The organism is Streptomyces sp. NPDC006923 (genome assembly GCF_040635655.1).
In the GTDB taxonomy this organism is placed as follows: Bacteria; Actinomycetota; Actinomycetes; order Streptomycetales; family Streptomycetaceae; genus Streptomyces.
Genome location: NZ_JBEYIF010000002.1, coordinates 457,975 through 473,578 on the forward strand (window position 1 = coordinate 457,975; position 15,604 = coordinate 473,578).

Consider the following 15,604-nt stretch of genomic DNA (forward strand, 5'->3'; position numbering starts at 1 on the left):
CCGACCCGTGCCAGGAGTGCGTCAAGAAGCGGCTCCAGCAGGTCAACGCTCCGTCATGGCCGCCGCGATCCCCTGCCCGGCGGGCATAGCTTCCAGGAGTCAGAAAGCGATCGACTCCCTGGGAGGGCACCATGAAGCGCCTCACATCCGAGGACGCGGACGAGGGTTCGGACCCCGACCCGGCCTCCACCACGGCCGCCGGGCCGCGTCCGGAACAGGCCCCGGAGGCGGACTCCGACGCCGACCCCGACAGACCCCGCGCGGCGAAGCCGCTCTACGTCCCCGTACGGACCGGCTCGGCCGGCGGGTGGTGCCTGCGCCTCGCCCGTACGCCGCTCGGCGCGCGTACCGCGATCGGCTTCACCAGCGCGCATCGGCTCACCGCCGTCCTCGGTGCGCAGCAGCGGTGGATCAGGCTGGCGGAACCGGCGCTGCGCGCGCTCGCCGCACCGCTCGGCGCGACGACGGTCACGGTGGACCCTCAGCTCACCGCGCCGGCGATCGGCGGCCGGCCCGCGCCGGACCCGGTCCGCGCGCGCCGTGACAGGGGTCTTTCGGAGGCGATGCCGGTATGACCACCGAACCCCTGCTGAAGGTCAGCAAGTTGGACGCTCCGGCGGTCTGGCCCGCGTCCGCCGTCGTCGCACCCGGTGGGGACATCGCCGTGGGCGGGGTCTCCCTCGCGGAACTGGCCGAGCGCTACGGCACCCCGGCGTATGTCCTCGACGAGGACGAGGTGCGTGCCCGCGCCCGCGCCTGGCGCCAGGCGCTGCCCGGCGGCGAGGTGGTGTACGCCGCCAAGGCGTTTCTGTGCCGGGCGGTCGTGGACTGGATGGAGCAGGAGGGTCTCGGCCTCGACGTCTGCTCCGCGGGCGAGCTCGAACTGGCGGCGACCCGTGGTTTTCCGGCCGACCGGATCGTGCTGCACGGCAACGCGAAGTCCCCGCGGGATCTGCGGACCGCGCTGCGTCTCGGCGTCGGCACCATCGTCATCGACTCGGGCCCGGAGACAACGCGGCTCGCGGCGCAGGTGCCGGGGCCCGGCGCGCAGCGGGTGATGGTCCGTGTGCTGCCCGGCATCGAGGCGGGCGGGCACCGCAAGATCCGTACGGGCGCGGAGGGGCAGAAGTTCGGTCTCTCGATCGCGGACGGCGACGCGGCCGAGGCCGTCGCCCGGATCCTCGGCCAGCCCCGGCTCGAACTCGTCGGCCTGCACTGCCATCTGGGCTCGCAGATCGCCGGGGCCGAGCCGTACGCGGAAGCGGTACGGCGGGTCGTGGCCTTTATGGCCGGGATCCGGGACCGGCACGGTGTGACCCTGCCCGAGCTGGACATGGGCGGTGGTTTCGCGGTGGCGTATCTGCCCGGTGATCCGGCGCCCGCACCCTCGGTGTACGCCCGGCTGATCAGCGAGACGCTGGCGAGCGCCTGCGCCGAGCACGGTCTGCCGGTGCCCCGGCTGACCGTGGAGCCGGGCCGCTCGATCATGGCACCGGCCGGGATCGCGCTCTACCGGGTGCTGTCGGTGAAGCGGACCGGTGGCCGCGTCTTCGTCGCCGTCGACGGCGGGATGAGTGACAATCCCCGGCCCGCGCTGTACGGCGCGCGCTACACCGTGCGCAGGGTGGGCCGCGCCTCGACGGCTCCGATGCGGACGGCGACGGTCGTGGGGCGGCACTGCGAGGCGGGCGATGTGCTCGCGGAGGCGGTGGAGCTGCCGGACGACGTACGGCCAGGAGACGTGCTGGCGGTCCCGGCCGCCGGTGCCTACCACGTGTCGATGGCGTCGGGCTACAACATGACGGGCCGTCCGCCGGTGGTGGCGGTCTCCGGCGGGCGGTCGCGGACGCTGGTGCGCCGGGAGAGCTTCGAGGACCTGCGCAGCCGGGACGTCGGCCTCTGAACGGACCGGAGGGCGCCCGGGCCGGCCGGAAACACGACGGCGGGCGGATCCCGGTCCGGGTCGCGTCCGGATCCCTGTCCGGGTCAGGGAGCGAACGCGCGGCGCACGGTTTCGGCGAGGGCGTGCTTGCGGCGTTCATGCTCGGCATCGGCGTCGTCCCCGGAGGCGGCGATGGTGACGCTCGCCGGCGACCAGGCCATGGACATCGCGGTGACGAGTGACAGCACGTCGGTCGGAGCGAGCGCGGGGTTGACGTGGCCGCTGCGCTGCGCGTCCGCGATCGATTGGAGTTTCAGTGTGTCGTGGTCCGGCATGTTGGTGATCAGGTCGCCCGCGGGAACGCGCTCCAGCCTGGACCAGGTCGCCAGCCGGACCAGCTCCGGGTGGACGAGATACGCGTCGTACAGGCCGGTGGCGTAGCCGGGCAGGTCCTCGGCGTCCAGCGGGACCGTGTTGACGATCATGTCGAGGTGCTCGCCGAAGACCGCGTCGAAGAGGCCCTCCTTGTTCCCGAAGTAGGCGTAGAGCTGCGCCTTGTTCGCGCGGGCGTTGGCCGAGATCCGGTCCACCCGTGCGCCGGCGATGCCGTACGTGGCGAACTCGGCGGTGGCGGCGTCCAGCAAGCGGCGCTTCGTGGCCTCTCCAGCGTTCATGCCACCACTGTAAACGAACTAGTTTGTTGACTCCCGGGCGGCGCCGGGCCGTGCGGCGTCCCCGGACCGGTCCGGCGAGCCGGCCGGCGGGGGCGACAGCACCTGCGGCACGGCGGCCCGGGGTGTCCCGGGCCGCCGCGTCCATCGCACCCGCAGGTCAGGCGCCCGGCGGCAGCCCCGCCCGACGCCGGGAGGGACGCGCCAGGGAGTAGCCGGCGATGCCGGCGAGCGCGCAGATCACACCGCCGGCCGCCGTCCAGATCCACCGGTCGGTCCACCAGCCCGAGGACCAGCCGTCCTCCGGCTCGGCGCCGGCCGGTGACGTCCGGCTGACGCTCACTCCCGCCTCGTCCTTCGAGGTGGTGGCGCCGGGCGTCAGCGGCGCGGCGAGCCGGCCGCCGACCGCGTGGGCCCCGCCCATGTCCGTGGTGGCGGCCTCGATCTCCGCCCGTACGGGCAGACCCAGGTCCGACTGCGGAGCGTTCAGGACGGTCAGGCGTACGTAGTAGCTGCCGGGCAGCGGATCGTTGGCCCAGGGCTCGGCCCAGGCCCGTACGGTACGGAGCGTGCAGCGCAGCTCGACCGTGCCCGCGCCGGGCGCGATCGCCCTGGTCTGCGCGCCCTGGACGCAGGGCTGGCGGCGGCGCAGCCCGTCGTACACGTCCACCTGCCAGGTGGCCGCGCCCTGCCTGGCGGTGGATCCGGGCAGGGTGACCTTGGCGGTCACGGTGGCGCGCTGTCCCGCGTCGACGGGAAACACCCAGTAGAGGTAGTCGCCCGTGGAGCCGTCGGCGGTGGCCCGGCGGCCCGGCTGGAAGGCCGCCGCCGTACCGAAGGACGTGCCCGCCTCGGTCGGTCCCCCGGCGCTGCCGGCCGTGTCGCTGGACGTGGCCGAGGGGCTCGGGGCGTCGTCGGCGGCGGCGCCGCCGGCCGTACCGAGGAGCAGCACACCGGCCAGCAGGGTTCCCGTGAACATACCGGTGAAACGCATCAGTTGGTCCTCCAGACAGCGACACGCCAGCGCGAGACCCAGCCCCACAGCAGTCCGGCGATCAGACCGGCGAGCGCCAGCAGGCCGAGCAGCCACCAGCCCCGGCCGAGGCCGAACGCCGCGGCGTCCGAGGGATCGTCGGGCGCGTCGACCAGGCCGATGGTCAGCTCAACCGGCATGCCCGGTGTGGTCTTCACGGAGTCGGGCGCCGAGAAGGAGTTGCTGACCTGGAGACAGACCCTCTCCGGCGCCGGTCCCACCTCGTCGACGTCGTCGACCGGCGGCTTCGGATAGCGCAGACCGGTCGAGATCACATCCGTCCGCCCGTCACCCGCTTCCGAACCCCGGACGATCTCCCGGCCGTGCGCCGTCACGGCACGCAGCAGGACGCCGTAGTCGTTGTCGACGGCGCGGTCGGAGGCGATGCTCACCGAGGCCCGCAGCTCCTGGCCGGGCAGCACGTCCACGCGGTACCAGCGGTGCTCGGAGAACTTCTCGCGGTCGCTGTAGAGACCGGGCTTGAGCTGGGGTGCGTCGGCGCAGCGCGCGGCGCCCTCGGTGGCCACCGGGACGGCGACCGGGTCGGCGGCGCGGTCCACGAGCTGGGACACCCGGCCGGAGAGTTCGTCGGTGTGGCGCACCGAGGTGTAGGTGCCGCCGGTGGCCTCGGCGATGCACATGAGCTGCCGCTGGGTCTTGGCGTCGGGCACCAGGCCGAGGGTGTCGATGACGAGATGGATGCCCTTGGCCGCGATCTCCCGGGCGACCTCGCACGGGTCGAGCGGGGCGCAGGTGTCCTCGCCGTCGGTGATGAGGACGATACGGCGGGTGGCGTCACCGCCTTCGAGGTCCTCGGCCGCGCCGAGGAGGGCGGGGCCGATCGGTGTCCAGCCGGTGGGGGCGAGCGTGGCGACCGCGGTCTTCGCCTCGGTGCGGTCCAGCGGGCCCACGGGATAGAGCTGCCGGGTGTCCTTGCAGCCGACCTTGGTGTCCTTGCCGGGGTAGTTCGCGCCGAGGGTGCGGATGCCCAGTTCCACTTCCTGCGGCACCGCGTCCAGCACCTCGTTGAACGCCTGTTTCGCCGCCGACATCCGGGACTGGCCGTCGATGTCGCGGGTCCGCATCGAGCCGCTGACGTCGAGGACGAGATCGACCTTGGGGGCCGGTTTCCCGCTGGGTTCGTCGGCGGCGGCAGCGGGAGGGAAGAGCCCTACGGCCAGGGTGGCCACCAGACCGCACACGGCGGCCGCTGACCGTTTACTTATGATCATCGCCGGATGATAGTGAGAATAATCCCGGGATCCAAACGGGACTTGACGGCCCGTCATTTCATATCCGGCGGGTGAATGGCGAGGGTCCCCTTGTCGTCGGGGCAGGAACGGGCCACTGTATTTGTCACAGGGATCCCGTCTGTCACATGGGATGCGTCCCCTCCCCGCACTCCCCCCACAATTCACATCCGAGGTGACGGGCATGAGCCGCACGAACAGCGGAGCGGTACCGCCGGCAGGATCGACGGACGGGGTGACCCGCCGCCGCTTCCTGGGGGTGCTCGCCGGGGCCTCCGCGGTCGCCGCGGGGGCCGCCACGGCGGGCGCGGCGCCCGGGCCCGCCCGGGCGCAAGCAGTCGGGGGCCCGCACGAGGCGGTCCTGCCACGCGCCGCCACCCGGTCGCTGTTCCTCGGGACGTACACGTCGGAAGCGGGCGGCGGCACCGGGGTCGGCCTGGCGACATACGACTCCGGGACGGGCGGGATCTCGGCCACCGGCACCCTCACCGGGGTGGACAACCCGTCGTATCTCGCCGCGCACCCGGACGGCCGGACGCTCTACACCGTCAATGAGCAGCGGGCCGGAGGGGTCACGGCGATCGCCCTGTCCGAGGGCGGCGCTCACACCGTCCTCGGCACGCGCGCCACCGGTGGAGCGGGACCCACCCATCTCTCGGTGCATCCGGGCGGACGGTGGCTGCTGAGCGCCAACTACACCTCGGGCAGTGTGGCCGTGCATCCCATCGGCGCCACGGGCGCACTGGGCGAGCGCACGGATCTTGTCACGCACTCCGCGCCGCCTCCCGGCCCCGGCCAGGACGGCCCGCACGCCCACCAGATCATCACCAGCCCCGACGGCGGCCATGTCCTCGCCGTCGACCTGGGCAACGACACCGTCTACACCTACCGGCTGGACACGACGGCGGGCACGCTCGCCCGGGTCTCGTACGCCACCGTCCGGGCCGGCGCGGGCCCCCGCCATCTCACCTTCCACCCCTCCGGCGCGTTCGCCTATCTGGCCAACGAACTGGACAACACCGTCGTCGTCTGCGCCTACGACGCCGCGACCGGGAAACTCACACCGGGCCAACCGCAGTCCACCGGCGCGGGCGGGGCGGGCAGCAGCTTTCCGGCCCAGCTCGTCGTCACCCCCGACGGCGGCTTCGCCTATCTGGCCAACCGGGGTCACAACAGCCTGACCCGCTACGCCGTCGAGGCGGACGGCGCGCGGCTGCGCCTGCTGGACACCGTCCCGGTCGGCGGCGACTTCCCCCGGCAGCTCGCGCTGTCACCCACCGGAGAGCTGCTGTTCGCCGCGAACCAGCGGTCGAACTCCGTGACGGTCTTCCATGTCGACCCGAGCGGGGGCGAACTGCGCCCCGCGGGCCGGCCGTTCATGTTCCCGGTCGCGGTCTGCGCCCTGCCGCTCTGACGCCGGTCCGGCCGGGCCGCGCACGGACCGGGCCGCCGCTCAGGCCCAGACCCCGGAATCCCAGTCCGCCTGCTGAGCCGAATAGATCAGGGTGAGGTCGTCCGGGAGCGACGCCTTGACGGTGCGGGTGAAGTCGTCGGTCAGGACCTCTTCCCGCCCTGCCTCAATGCCCGAGACCACCTGCTCGGCGACGCTTTCCGGAGTGATCTTCGATGCCGAAGCCGACGCCAACGCCGCCATATCCGTGTCGATGAAGCCCGCGAATACCCCGGTGACCAGAGTCCCCTGATGGCGGAGCTCCACCCGGGCCGCGTTCGTCAATGCCCAGGCCGCCGACTTCGAAGCGCCGTAAGAGCTGTTGAACGGATTCGCGAACCACGACACCACCGAGAGCATATTCACCAGCGCTCCGCCGCCATTGCGGGCCAGGACGGGGGCGAATGCCCGGCACATCGCGGCCGTGCCGAAATAGTTGGTCTCCATCTCCTGACGCGCGTCGTCCAGCGTCGGAGCCGACAGCAGCGGAGCTTTGCGCATGACGGCCGCGTTGTTGATGAGAATATCGACGTCCCCGCACATCGCGGCCGCTTCGGCCACTTCACCGGGCTTTGTCACATCCAGACGTACGGGCACGACCCCGGGTTCGTCGACCTTGGTCTCGTCGCGTGCGGCGCCGTACACGACAGCGGCGCCGTGTTCGACCATGGTCTTCGCGAAAACACGGCCGAGGCCGCGCCCCGCGCCTGTGATGAATACGCTCGCCCCGTCAACTGTCACTGGCATCGCTGGGAACCTCCGCCGTTGACCCTCGACGCGAAATCACTCCCGAGCAGTGCGGCGCGATTCCCGCAGGTCGCGAAATGGCCGCCGCGCATGACCGCGCAATGTGATGCGTCAAGGATATCAAGGTTCCGACGGGGCGGCCCGGCCCCGCCCGGACCGGAACGGCGGCTCGGCATGTCCGGGCGGCGGATCATTCGCGCACGGCACATCGAGGGCACGGCACATCGAGGAAAGAGAAATGGCGGTGCGCCACAGGCCGGACGGCCTGTGGCGCACACGGAACTACCGATCAGCGAACGCGGGCTCAGCGATACCTGTGGCCCCAGCGCTGGGAATCGACCACACGCCCACGGTCGTTGCGCAGGGTCACGGAGTCGCGGTTGTCCCACACATACCTGCGGCTGTCCTGGTAGACGTCGCGCGAGGTGTCGCGGCCGATGCCGGTGCGCACACGCACCGACTGCTTTCCGGCCAGCCGGAGGTTCTTGAAGCGGTAGACGCGACGGTTGTTGTCCGAGAGGGTCCATCCCCTGAGGTTCACCGCGTTCCAGCCGGTGTTCCTGACCGTCACCCACTCCCCGTTCAGGCTCCGGTTGGAGCCGTCCTCACGCCCCGGGCTGTCGTATTGGACATGCCCCAGGACCACGGGAGACCGATGCGGGTGAGGAGTCGACGACTGGCCGGCGGCGCTCGCCGGAAGGATGGCGGTGGCCACCAGAGCTGCGGAGCCGAGGGCGACAGCAGTGGCGCGGGATGCCGAACTGAACATAGAAAACCTCCTGCTGCGACACCTTGTGAGAGGTGCCGGTGGTGCCTGTGTCCGGTCGATCGACGGACGCTCACACTGTGGCTCCGCGTCGCACACTGCCGTAGAAAATCCCGCCACAGGTTACAAAACACGGACATTTACGCACCCGTCGCGCACCCGGCGCACGCTCCCCCGCGCTCGCTCTCCGAAAGCGCCTCCCCGCTCCGGGAGCGGGCCGATCGCCCCGGATTCTCGGCACTTTCGGCCCTCTTGACAGAAGGCGGCGGACTTCGACACGCGAATGGGAGCGCTCCCCAGCGCCCGGTCCCTGGAGGACGCCGAGGGTCCGGGACGCGTTCAGGCGACGGAGCTGATCCGCCCGCCCGCCGCCCGGGGCCCGTCGTGATGGATCGGTGTGTGCGCTCCCGTCAGTGGCACACCGCTGCCGCCCCGTCGCGCGGCGACCAGCTCCGCCGCGATCGACAGCGCCGTCTCCTCCGGTGTACGGGCGCCGAGGTCCAGCCCGATCGGTGAGCGCAGCCCGGCCAGTTCGCGGTCGGTCAGACCGGCCTCCCGCAGCCGTCTCTCGCGGTCCTCATGCGTGCGCCGCGAGCCCATGGCGCCGACAAAGGCGACCGGGAGGCGCAGCGCCAGGCACAGCAGAGGGACATCGAACTTGGCGTCGTGCGTGAGCACACAGAGCGCCGTACGGCAGTCCACCTCGGCCGATTCCAGATACCGGTGCGGCCAGTCGACGACGATCTCGTCGGCGCCGGGGAAGCGGGCCTCGGTGGCGAAGACGGGACGCGCGTCGCAGACCGTGACGTGGTAGCCGAGGAATTTGCCCACTGTCACCAGCGCCGAGGCGAAGTCGACGGCGCCGAAGACGATCAGGCGCGGCGGCGGGACACTCGACTCGACCAGAAGAGTCAGCGGCCGGCCGCAGCGCGATCCTCTCGCGCCGATCACGACCGTACCGGTGCGGCCGGCGTCCAGCATGGCCCGGGCCTCGGCGGCCGCCGTACGGTCCAGCTCGGGATGTCCGCCCAGGCCCCCCTCGTACGATCCGCTGGGGCGCACCAGCAGTGCCCGGCCCAGCATCCCGTCCGGGCCCCCGGCGATCCGCGCGACCGCCGCCGTGTCCCGGCGGGCCGCGGCGGACAGGGCCGCCGTGTACACCGCTCTCCCGGCGGAGTCCGCGCGCACCGGTGTCACCAGGATGTCGATGGTCCCGCCGCAGGTCAGACCGATGGCGAAGGCGTCCGTGTCGCTGTAGCCGAAGCGTTCCAGGACGGTGGTGCCGTCCATCAGCACCTGCCGGCACAGTTCGTAGACCGCGCCCTCGACACATCCGCCGGAGACCGAGCCGATCGCCGTGCCCGCGCTGTCGACGGCGAGCGCGGCGCCCGGCGGGCGGGGCGCGCTGCCGCCGACCGCCACGACCGTGGCGACGGCGAAGTCACGCCCCTGCTCGACCCACCGGTTCAGCTCTTCGGCGATGTCCAGCATGTCGGTCTCCTCAGGTGTCTCGTTCCCTGCTCGCGCACCGGCGGCCCGGCCCGCCTCAGGTGCCGGTGAGATGCTCCGGCCGCACCGGGGTCCTGTTCAGTTCCAGGCCCGTCGCGTTCCTGATGGCCGCGAGGACCGCCGGGGTGGACGACAGGGTCGGTGCCTCGCCGACGCCGCGCAGGCCGTACGGCGCGTGGTCGTCGGCCAGTTCGAGTACATCGACGGGGATGGTCGGCGTGTCGAGGATGGTGGGGATCAGATAGTCCGTGAAGGACGGGTTCCGTACCTTCGCGGTCACGGGGTCGACGATGATCTCCTCCATCACCGCCACCCCCAGGCCCTGCGTGGTACCGCCCTGGATCTGGCCGTGGACGGACTGCGGGTTGAGCGCCTTGCCGACGTCCTGCGCGACGGCGAGTTCGATGACCTTGACCAGACCGAGTTCCGTATCCACCTCGACAACCGCGCGGTGCGCGGCGAAGGAGTACTGGACATGGCCGTTGCCCTGTCCCGTACGGAGGTCGAAGGGCTGGGTCGGGCGGTGCCGCCACTCCAGCTCCAGGTCCACCGCCTCGTCCTCCAGGACGTCCACCAGATCGGCGAGGACCTCGCCGCCGTCGGTGACGACCTTGCCGCCTTCGAGCAGCAACTCCGCGGTGGCCCAGGCGGGATGGTACGTACCGAACTTGCGCCGGCCCAGCTCCAGCACCGTGTCCCGGACGTGCTCACAGGTGTTCTTCACAGCACCGCCGGTGACATAGGTCTGGCGGGAGGCGGAGGTGGAGCCCGCCGAGCCGACCCGGGTGTCCGCCGGCAGGATGGTGACCTGCGCGACGCCCAGCTCGGTCCGGGCGATCTGCGCGTGGACGGTGACACCGCCCTGGCCGACCTCGGCCATCGCGGTGTGCACGGTCGCCACCGGCACACCGCCCAGCACCTCCATCCGCACCCGGGCGGTGGAGTAGTCGTCGAAGCCCTCGGAGAAGCCGACGTTCTTGATCCCGACCGCGTAGCCGACGCCCCGTACGACACCCTCGCCGTGGGTGGTGTTGGAGAGCCCGCCGGGCAGGGCCCGTACATCCGCGTCCTCGCCGGCCGTGAGCCACTGCCGCTCGGGCGGGAGCGGCCTGGCCTTGACGCGGCGCAGCAGTTCGGCGACCGGCGCGGGTGAGTCGACGCGCTGTCCCGTCGGCAGAAGTGTGCCCTGTTCCATGGCGTTGAGCTGACGGAACTCGACCGGGTCGAGCCCCAGCTTCGCGGCCAGCCTGTCCATCTGCGCCTCGTATGCGAAACACGCCTGGACCGCGCCGAAGCCGCGCATCGCCCCGCAGGGAGGGTTGTTGGTGTAGAGCGCGAGCGCCTCGATGTCGACATGTTCGATGGCATACGGGCCGGCGGAGAGGGAGGAGGCGTTGCCGACGACGGCCGGGGAGGAGGAGGCGTAGGCGCCGCCGTCCAGCACGATCCGGCACCTCATGTGGGTGATCCGGCCGTCGCGGGTCGCTCCGTGCTCGTACCAGAGCTTCGCGGGATGCCGGTGCACATGGCCGAAGAAGGATTCGAACCGGTTGTAGACCATCTTCACCGGTCTGCCGACGCGCAGCGCCAGCAGACAGGCATGGATCTGCATCGACAGGTCCTCCCGGCCGCCGAAGGCGCCGCCGACGCCGGACAGCGTCATCCGGACCTTGTCCTCGGGCAGGCCGAGGACGGGGGCGATCTGGCGGAGGTCGGAGTGCAGCCACTGGGTGGCGACATAGAGATCGACGCCGCCGTCCTCGCCGGGCACCGCGAGGCCGGACTCCGGGCCCAGGAAGGCCTGGTCCTGCATGCCGAAGACATACTCGCCCGAGACGATCACATCGGCGCGTGCGGCGGCCTTGTCGGCGTCGCCCCGCACGATGGGCTGGCGGTGCACCACATTGGGGTGCGGGACATGGCCGATGTAGCGGTCGGCGCGGTTCTCGTGGATCAGCGGCGCTCCGGGCGCGGTGGCCGTGGCCTCGTCGGTGACGACCGGCAGTTCGGCGTAGTCGACCCGGATCTTGGCGGCGGCGCGGCGCGCGGTCTCCGGGTGGTCGGCGGCGACCAGGGCCACCGGCTCGCCGTGGTGGCGGACCCGGCCGTGGGCGAGTACCGGCGTGTCCTGGATCTCCAGTCCGTAGTGGGTCACCTCGGTCGGGAGGTCGTCGTAGGTCAGCACGGCATGGACGCCGGGTGTGGCGAGCGCCTCGGTGATGTCGATGGAGATGATCTCGGCGTGCGCCACGGTGGAACGCAATGTGTGGCCCCACACCATGTCTTCGTGCCACATGTCTGAGGAGTACGCGAACTCGCCGGTGACCTTGAGGACACCGTCCGGGCGGAGCGTCGACTCGCCGATGCCGCCCTTTGTCCGGGAGCCCTGGGTGAGGCTGCCCGGCGTGCCGGTGGTGGCCATGGTCAGACCGCGCCTTCCTGGAGTCCGCGGCGCTCCTGCCGGGCGGCCGCCAGCCGGACCGCGTCGAGGATCTTCTCGTAGCCGGTGCAGCGGCAGAGGTTGCCGGAGAGCGCCTCGCGGATGTCCGCGTCGGTCGGTGAGGGGTTGCGCTCCAGCATCTCGTCGGCGGTGACCAGCAGGCCCGGTGTGCAGAACCCGCACTGGACGGCGCCCGCGTCGATGAACGCCCGCTGGACCGGCGAGAGTCCGGCGTCCTCGCCGGCCCCGGCGCCGTCCGCCCGCCAGTGCTGGGCGTCCCGGAGGCTGGTGCCCGCGGCCCCCGCGCCCTCGCGCTGTCCGGCGTAGTCGGCGAGGCCCTCGACCGTCATGACGTCGCGGCCTTCGGCCTGCCCGGCCGCGACCAGGCAGGAGCAGACCGGGACGCCGTCGAGCCGTACCGTGCAGGAGCCGCACTCGCCCTGTTCACAGGCGTTCTTGGAGCCGGGGAGGCCCATCCGTTCGCGCAGCACGTGGAGAAGGCTCTCGCCCTCCCAGACATCGTCGGCCTCCTGCGGGCGCCCGTTCACCCTGAAGCTCACTCTCATGGCCGTTCCACTCCTTCACCCGAACGGCCGCCGTGGCCGCGGTACTGGTCCCAGGTCCAGCCGAGCTGACGGCGTGCCAGGACGCCGACGGCGTGGCGGCGGTAGGCCGCGGTGCCCCGCACATCGTCGATGGGGTTGCAGGCGGCCGATACGAGATTCGCGAACTGTTTGACCACCGAGGGCGTGATCGCCGCGCCGCTCTCCCAGAAGCCGCCCTCGTCGAGCGCCGCGTTCAGGAACAGCTCCGCGTCACGGGCCCGTACGGGCGTGGGGGCGGCGGAGCCGATACCGGTGCGCACCGTACGGGTCCGGGGGTGCAGGGCCAGACCGAAGGCGCACACGGCGATGACCATCGCGTTGCGGGTGCCGACCTTGGAGTACTGCTGGGGGCCGTCCGCCTTCCTGATGTGCACCGCCCTGATGAGCTCGTCGGCGGCGAGCGCGTTGCGCTTCACCCCCGTGTAGAACGCGTCGATCGGGATGAGACGGCTGCCGCGTACGGATTCCGCCTCGACCTCGGCGCCCGCGGCGAGCAGCGCGGGATGCGCGTCGCCGGCCGGGGAGGCGGTGCCGAGGTTGCCTCCGACGCCGCCGCGGTTGCGGATCTGCGGCGAGGCGACGGTGTGGGACGCGAGCGCGAGGCCCGGCAGCTCGGCCCGGAGATGCTCCATGATGTGCGTGTAGGGGACACCGGCACCCAACCGGACGGTCTCCTCGCCGACCACCCATTCGCGCAGCTCGCCGACGCGGTTCAGATCCAGCAGATATTCCGGCCGCCGGTGATCGAAGTTGATCTCGACCATGACATCCGTGCCACCCGCGATGGGCACAGCCGTGGGGTGTTCGGCCTTGGCGGCGAGCGCGTCCTCCCAGGTGGCGGGGCGAAGGAAGTCCATATTGGCTCTCTTCTTGATCGTTTGCGATCGGGGTCGTCATGCGGGTGATCGGGTCGTTTCAGGCGACGGGACCCGGGACGGTCCGGCCTCGACGGGCTGTTCACGGCTGATGACGGCGGCCTGTCACCAGTACACAAGCCGGGTCCGGCCCCGGTGCAGTCACCGAAACCATGAAGGAATTGGCTGGTCGCCCATCCAGTCTTGTAGATTCGAACGAAAGGCGGGGCCGGGTAACCGAAAGGTCTTCCTCCCGAAACGTGCGGCGTTCTCTGTCCGGACGGCGACGGAGCCGGCCGCGCTGAACACCGTCCGTCCCGGGCTGTCAGAACTCTGTCCCCGAAAGCGTGAGCCGCCGAAACCCGGGACACCCGGGAGAATCCGGAAATCCGGAGGCCCGGGGACTCCGGCACCCGGGATCCCCGCACTACGAGAAGGATCGGCGGCGACACGATGCGGCTGCGCGCCCTGCTGGAAAACGATGCGCTGGGTCTGCGGCTGCTCGGGGGCGAGGACGAACTGGACCGGACGGTGCGCGGGGTGATGACCACCGACCTGCGTGACCCCAGCCGCTATCTCTCGGGCGGCGAGCTGGTCCTGACCGGCCTCGCCTGGCGGCGCTCCGCCGAGGACGCGGAGTCGTTCGTCCGTATCCTCGCGGCCGCCGGGATCGCCGGGCTCGCCGCGGGAGAGGCAGAGCAGGGCGACATCCCTGACGACCTGGTCGCCGCGTGCGCGCGGCACAAGCTGCCGCTCTTCGCCGTGAACGAGGACGTGGCGTTCGCGACCATCACCGAGTACGTGGTCCGCCAGGTGTCCGGGGAGCGCGCCGGGGATCTGGCCGCGGTCGTCGACCGGCACCGCAGGCTGATGACGTCGGGGCCCGCGGGTGGCGGCCCCGACGCCGTCCTCGATCTTCTGGGCTCCGATCTCGATCTGCGCGCCTGGGTGCTCTCCCCCACCGGCCGGCAGATCGCGGACGCCGGTGAGCCGCTGCCCGCCGCACGGGCCGCCGCGCTCGCCGGGGACTATCTGGCCGCAGCGCGGAGCGACCGGCGGGCACCGCACCGAGTGGCCGTCGAGGGGACGCCGTACTCCCTGTTTCCGGTCGGCTCGGCCGCCCGGGACATGCCGGGCGCCGCGTTCTCCGACTGGGTGCTGGCGGTCGAGGCCGACGCGGGCGACTGGCCCCCGGCCCGGCTCGACCTGCTCCACGGGGTCACCCAGCTCATCGCCGTGGAACGGGAACGGCGCGACGCGGCCCGTACGGTACGGCGGCGGCTCGCCCTGGAGATCCTGGAACTGGTCCAGACGGGCGCGGCACCCGGCGAGATCGCCGCGCGGCTGCGGGTCGCCGCGCCGGTGCTGCTGCCGGGACTGGGCACGGCGCCCCACTGGCAGATCGTGGTGGCGCGGCTGGACTGGGCGCGGGACGGTACGGACGCCGTGACCGCCGACGGTCCGGTGGCGCGGTCGCTGCTGGAGGAGATCCTGGTGGATCCCGCGACGGCGGGCGCCGACTCGGCCGACCGGATCGCGGTGGCCCACACGGGTGATGAGGCGATCGCGCTGGTGCCGCTGCCGGGCACCACGTCCGACGGCGGGACGCTCCCGGACGGGCCGGACGGCCCGGACGGCTCCGATCCGGGCTCGGGCGAACGGAGCGGGGCGGACCGGGGACTGCACGCGGACGCGCTGCTGGCCTCCGTACGCGCCCCGCTGTCCTCGGGGCTGGGGGACGACGGGCGGCTGACGCTGGGGGTGAGCGCGGCCGTGCACTCGGCGGAGGGGCTGCGCGGCGCGCTGGAGGAGGCCCGCCACGCACGCCGCGTGGCGGCGGCCCGCCCCGGCCGGGTGTGCGCGGCGGGCCATCACGAACTGGCGTCGCACGTACTGCTGCTGCCGTTCGTCCCCGACGACGTCCGCCGGGCCTTCACCGCGCGGCTGCTGGATCCGCTGCGGGACTACGACCGCCGCCACCGCGCGGAGCTGATTCCCACCCTGGAGGCGTTCCTGGACTGCGACGGCTCCTGGACACGGTGCGCCGCCAGGCTTCATCTCCATGTGAACACACTGCGCTACCGCGTGGGCAGAATCGAACAGTTGACGGGCCGTGACCTGTCCCGTCTGGAGGACAAGCTGGACTTCTTCCTGGCGCTGCGCATGAGTTGAGGAGGCCCGCCACCGGGAGGGACGCGTCGCGCGACCGCCGAAGCGCGGACCGGGCGTCATGGCGGCGTCGACTTTCGTTGACCGCATCACCCGAAAAGGTGGCGGCGGGAACGGACTCCCGCCGGGCGCGTGTCCGCCCGGGTCGACCACCCCTGGTAATTCTGGCATCACCCCAGGTGAGGGCCCTTCCGGAGGACTCTCCCCCGCTTCCGGCCGGCCGCCCGG

13 protein-coding genes are annotated in these 15,604 nt (G+C 72.0%); 4 read left to right on the top strand and 9 right to left on the bottom strand.

The annotated features are described in order from the left end of the window. Nucleotides 1-131 precede the first annotated feature (131 nt). Together ABZ707_RS05300 and lysA are read left to right on the top strand one after the other, a co-directional pair. On the top strand, nucleotides 132-575 hold the full coding sequence (locus tag ABZ707_RS05300) for an SAV_915 family protein (protein WP_360168036.1): 444 nt from the start codon (nucleotides 132-134) through the stop codon (nucleotides 573-575). Then, nucleotides 572-1,903, top strand: coding sequence for a diaminopimelate decarboxylase (lysA, locus tag ABZ707_RS05305; RefSeq protein WP_360168039.1), 1,332 nt, complete (start codon nucleotides 572-574; stop codon nucleotides 1,901-1,903). Before ABZ707_RS05300 ends, lysA begins: the two co-directional genes overlap by 4 nt. A gap of 83 nt (nucleotides 1,904-1,986) precedes the next feature. Here lysA and ABZ707_RS05310 read toward each other — a convergent pair whose 3' ends face one another. From ABZ707_RS05310 to ABZ707_RS05320, 3 genes are all read right to left on the bottom strand, one after another. Then, nucleotides 1,987-2,556 (bottom strand): TetR family transcriptional regulator, encoded by a 570-nt coding sequence (locus tag ABZ707_RS05310; RefSeq protein ID WP_360168042.1) that lies wholly within the window; start codon nucleotides 2,554-2,556, stop codon nucleotides 1,987-1,989. A 157-nt stretch (nucleotides 2,557-2,713) separates the two neighbouring features. After that, on the bottom strand, nucleotides 2,714-3,547 hold the full coding sequence (locus ABZ707_RS05315) for a hypothetical protein (protein WP_360168045.1): 834 nt from the start codon (nucleotides 3,545-3,547) through the stop codon (nucleotides 2,714-2,716). Then, nucleotides 3,547-4,818 carry a VWA domain-containing protein gene (locus tag ABZ707_RS05320; protein ID WP_360168048.1) on the bottom strand — a complete coding sequence of 424 codons (1,272 nt, stop codon included), beginning with the start codon at nucleotides 4,816-4,818 and terminating at the stop codon, nucleotides 3,547-3,549. The genes ABZ707_RS05315 and ABZ707_RS05320 overlap by 1 nt, the downstream gene beginning before the upstream one ends. A gap of 202 nt (nucleotides 4,819-5,020) precedes the next feature. Here ABZ707_RS05320 and ABZ707_RS05325 point away from each other — a divergent pair, with 202 nt between their 5' ends. Continuing rightward, complete coding sequence (locus tag ABZ707_RS05325; protein WP_360168051.1) at nucleotides 5,021-6,250, top strand: lactonase family protein; 1,230 nt, start codon at nucleotides 5,021-5,023, stop codon at nucleotides 6,248-6,250. Between the two features lie 39 nt (nucleotides 6,251-6,289). Here ABZ707_RS05325 and ABZ707_RS05330 read toward each other — a convergent pair whose 3' ends face one another. From ABZ707_RS05330 to ABZ707_RS05355, 6 genes are all read right to left on the bottom strand, one after another. After that, a complete protein-coding gene (locus tag ABZ707_RS05330) occupies nucleotides 6,290-7,027 on the bottom strand; it encodes an SDR family oxidoreductase (protein ID WP_360168054.1) in 738 nt (245 codons plus the stop codon). A gap of 310 nt (nucleotides 7,028-7,337) precedes the next feature. Continuing rightward, the gene (locus tag ABZ707_RS05335) at nucleotides 7,338-7,802 is read right to left on the bottom strand and encodes a lamin tail domain-containing protein (protein ID WP_360168057.1); all 465 of its coding nucleotides are present in this window, start codon (nucleotides 7,800-7,802) and stop codon (nucleotides 7,338-7,340) included. Nucleotides 7,803-8,138: 336 nt separating this feature from the next. Then, nucleotides 8,139-9,290: an XdhC/CoxI family protein gene (locus tag ABZ707_RS05340; RefSeq protein ID WP_360168060.1), complete on the bottom strand. Its 1,152-nt coding sequence runs from the start codon at nucleotides 9,288-9,290 to the stop codon at nucleotides 8,139-8,141. Between the two features lie 55 nt (nucleotides 9,291-9,345). Then, complete coding sequence (locus ABZ707_RS05345) at nucleotides 9,346-11,730, bottom strand: molybdopterin cofactor-binding domain-containing protein (protein ID WP_360168063.1); 2,385 nt, start codon at nucleotides 11,728-11,730, stop codon at nucleotides 9,346-9,348. Between the two features lie 2 nt (nucleotides 11,731-11,732). Further along, nucleotides 11,733-12,314, bottom strand: a complete 582-nt coding sequence (locus ABZ707_RS05350; protein ID WP_360168066.1) for a (2Fe-2S)-binding protein — start codon at nucleotides 12,312-12,314, stop codon at nucleotides 11,733-11,735. Beyond that, nucleotides 12,311-13,210, bottom strand: coding sequence for a xanthine dehydrogenase family protein subunit M (locus ABZ707_RS05355; RefSeq protein ID WP_360168069.1), 900 nt, complete (start codon nucleotides 13,208-13,210; stop codon nucleotides 12,311-12,313). Before ABZ707_RS05355 ends, ABZ707_RS05350 begins: the two co-directional genes overlap by 4 nt. Before the next feature lie 450 nt (nucleotides 13,211-13,660). On the opposite strand from ABZ707_RS05355, the gene ABZ707_RS05360 reads away from it, so the two are divergent. Further along, nucleotides 13,661-15,379, top strand: coding sequence for a PucR family transcriptional regulator ligand-binding domain-containing protein (locus tag ABZ707_RS05360; protein ID WP_360168072.1), 1,719 nt, complete (start codon nucleotides 13,661-13,663; stop codon nucleotides 15,377-15,379). Nucleotides 15,380-15,604: the final 225 nt, after the last annotated feature.

Bases quoted from the DNA above. Each gene is read 5' to 3' on its own strand.
- ABZ707_RS05340 (WP_360168060.1), bottom strand. From the start codon at position 9,290: ATGCTGGACATCGCCGAAGAGCTGAACCGGTGGGTCGAGCAGGGGCGT.
- ABZ707_RS05315 (WP_360168045.1), bottom strand. From the start codon at position 3,547: ATGCGTTTCACCGGTATGTTCACGGGAACCCTGCTGGCCGGTGTGCTG.
- ABZ707_RS05350 (WP_360168066.1), bottom strand. From the start codon at position 12,314: ATGAGAGTGAGCTTCAGGGTGAACGGGCGCCCGCAGGAGGCCGACGAT.
- ABZ707_RS05300 (WP_360168036.1), top strand. From the start codon at position 132: ATGAAGCGCCTCACATCCGAGGACGCGGACGAGGGTTCGGACCCCGAC.
- ABZ707_RS05320 (WP_360168048.1), bottom strand. From the start codon at position 4,818: ATGATCATAAGTAAACGGTCAGCGGCCGCCGTGTGCGGTCTGGTGGCC.
- ABZ707_RS05360 (WP_360168072.1), top strand. From the start codon at position 13,661: ATGCGGCTGCGCGCCCTGCTGGAAAACGATGCGCTGGGTCTGCGGCTG.
- ABZ707_RS05335 (WP_360168057.1), bottom strand. From the start codon at position 7,802: ATGTTCAGTTCGGCATCCCGCGCCACTGCTGTCGCCCTCGGCTCCGCA.
- lysA (WP_360168039.1), top strand. From the start codon at position 572: ATGACCACCGAACCCCTGCTGAAGGTCAGCAAGTTGGACGCTCCGGCG.
- ABZ707_RS05310 (WP_360168042.1), bottom strand. From the start codon at position 2,556: ATGAACGCTGGAGAGGCCACGAAGCGCCGCTTGCTGGACGCCGCCACC.
- ABZ707_RS05355 (WP_360168069.1), bottom strand. From the start codon at position 13,210: ATGGACTTCCTTCGCCCCGCCACCTGGGAGGACGCGCTCGCCGCCAAG.
- ABZ707_RS05325 (WP_360168051.1), top strand. From the start codon at position 5,021: ATGAGCCGCACGAACAGCGGAGCGGTACCGCCGGCAGGATCGACGGAC.
- ABZ707_RS05345 (WP_360168063.1), bottom strand. From the start codon at position 11,730: ATGGCCACCACCGGCACGCCGGGCAGCCTCACCCAGGGCTCCCGGACA.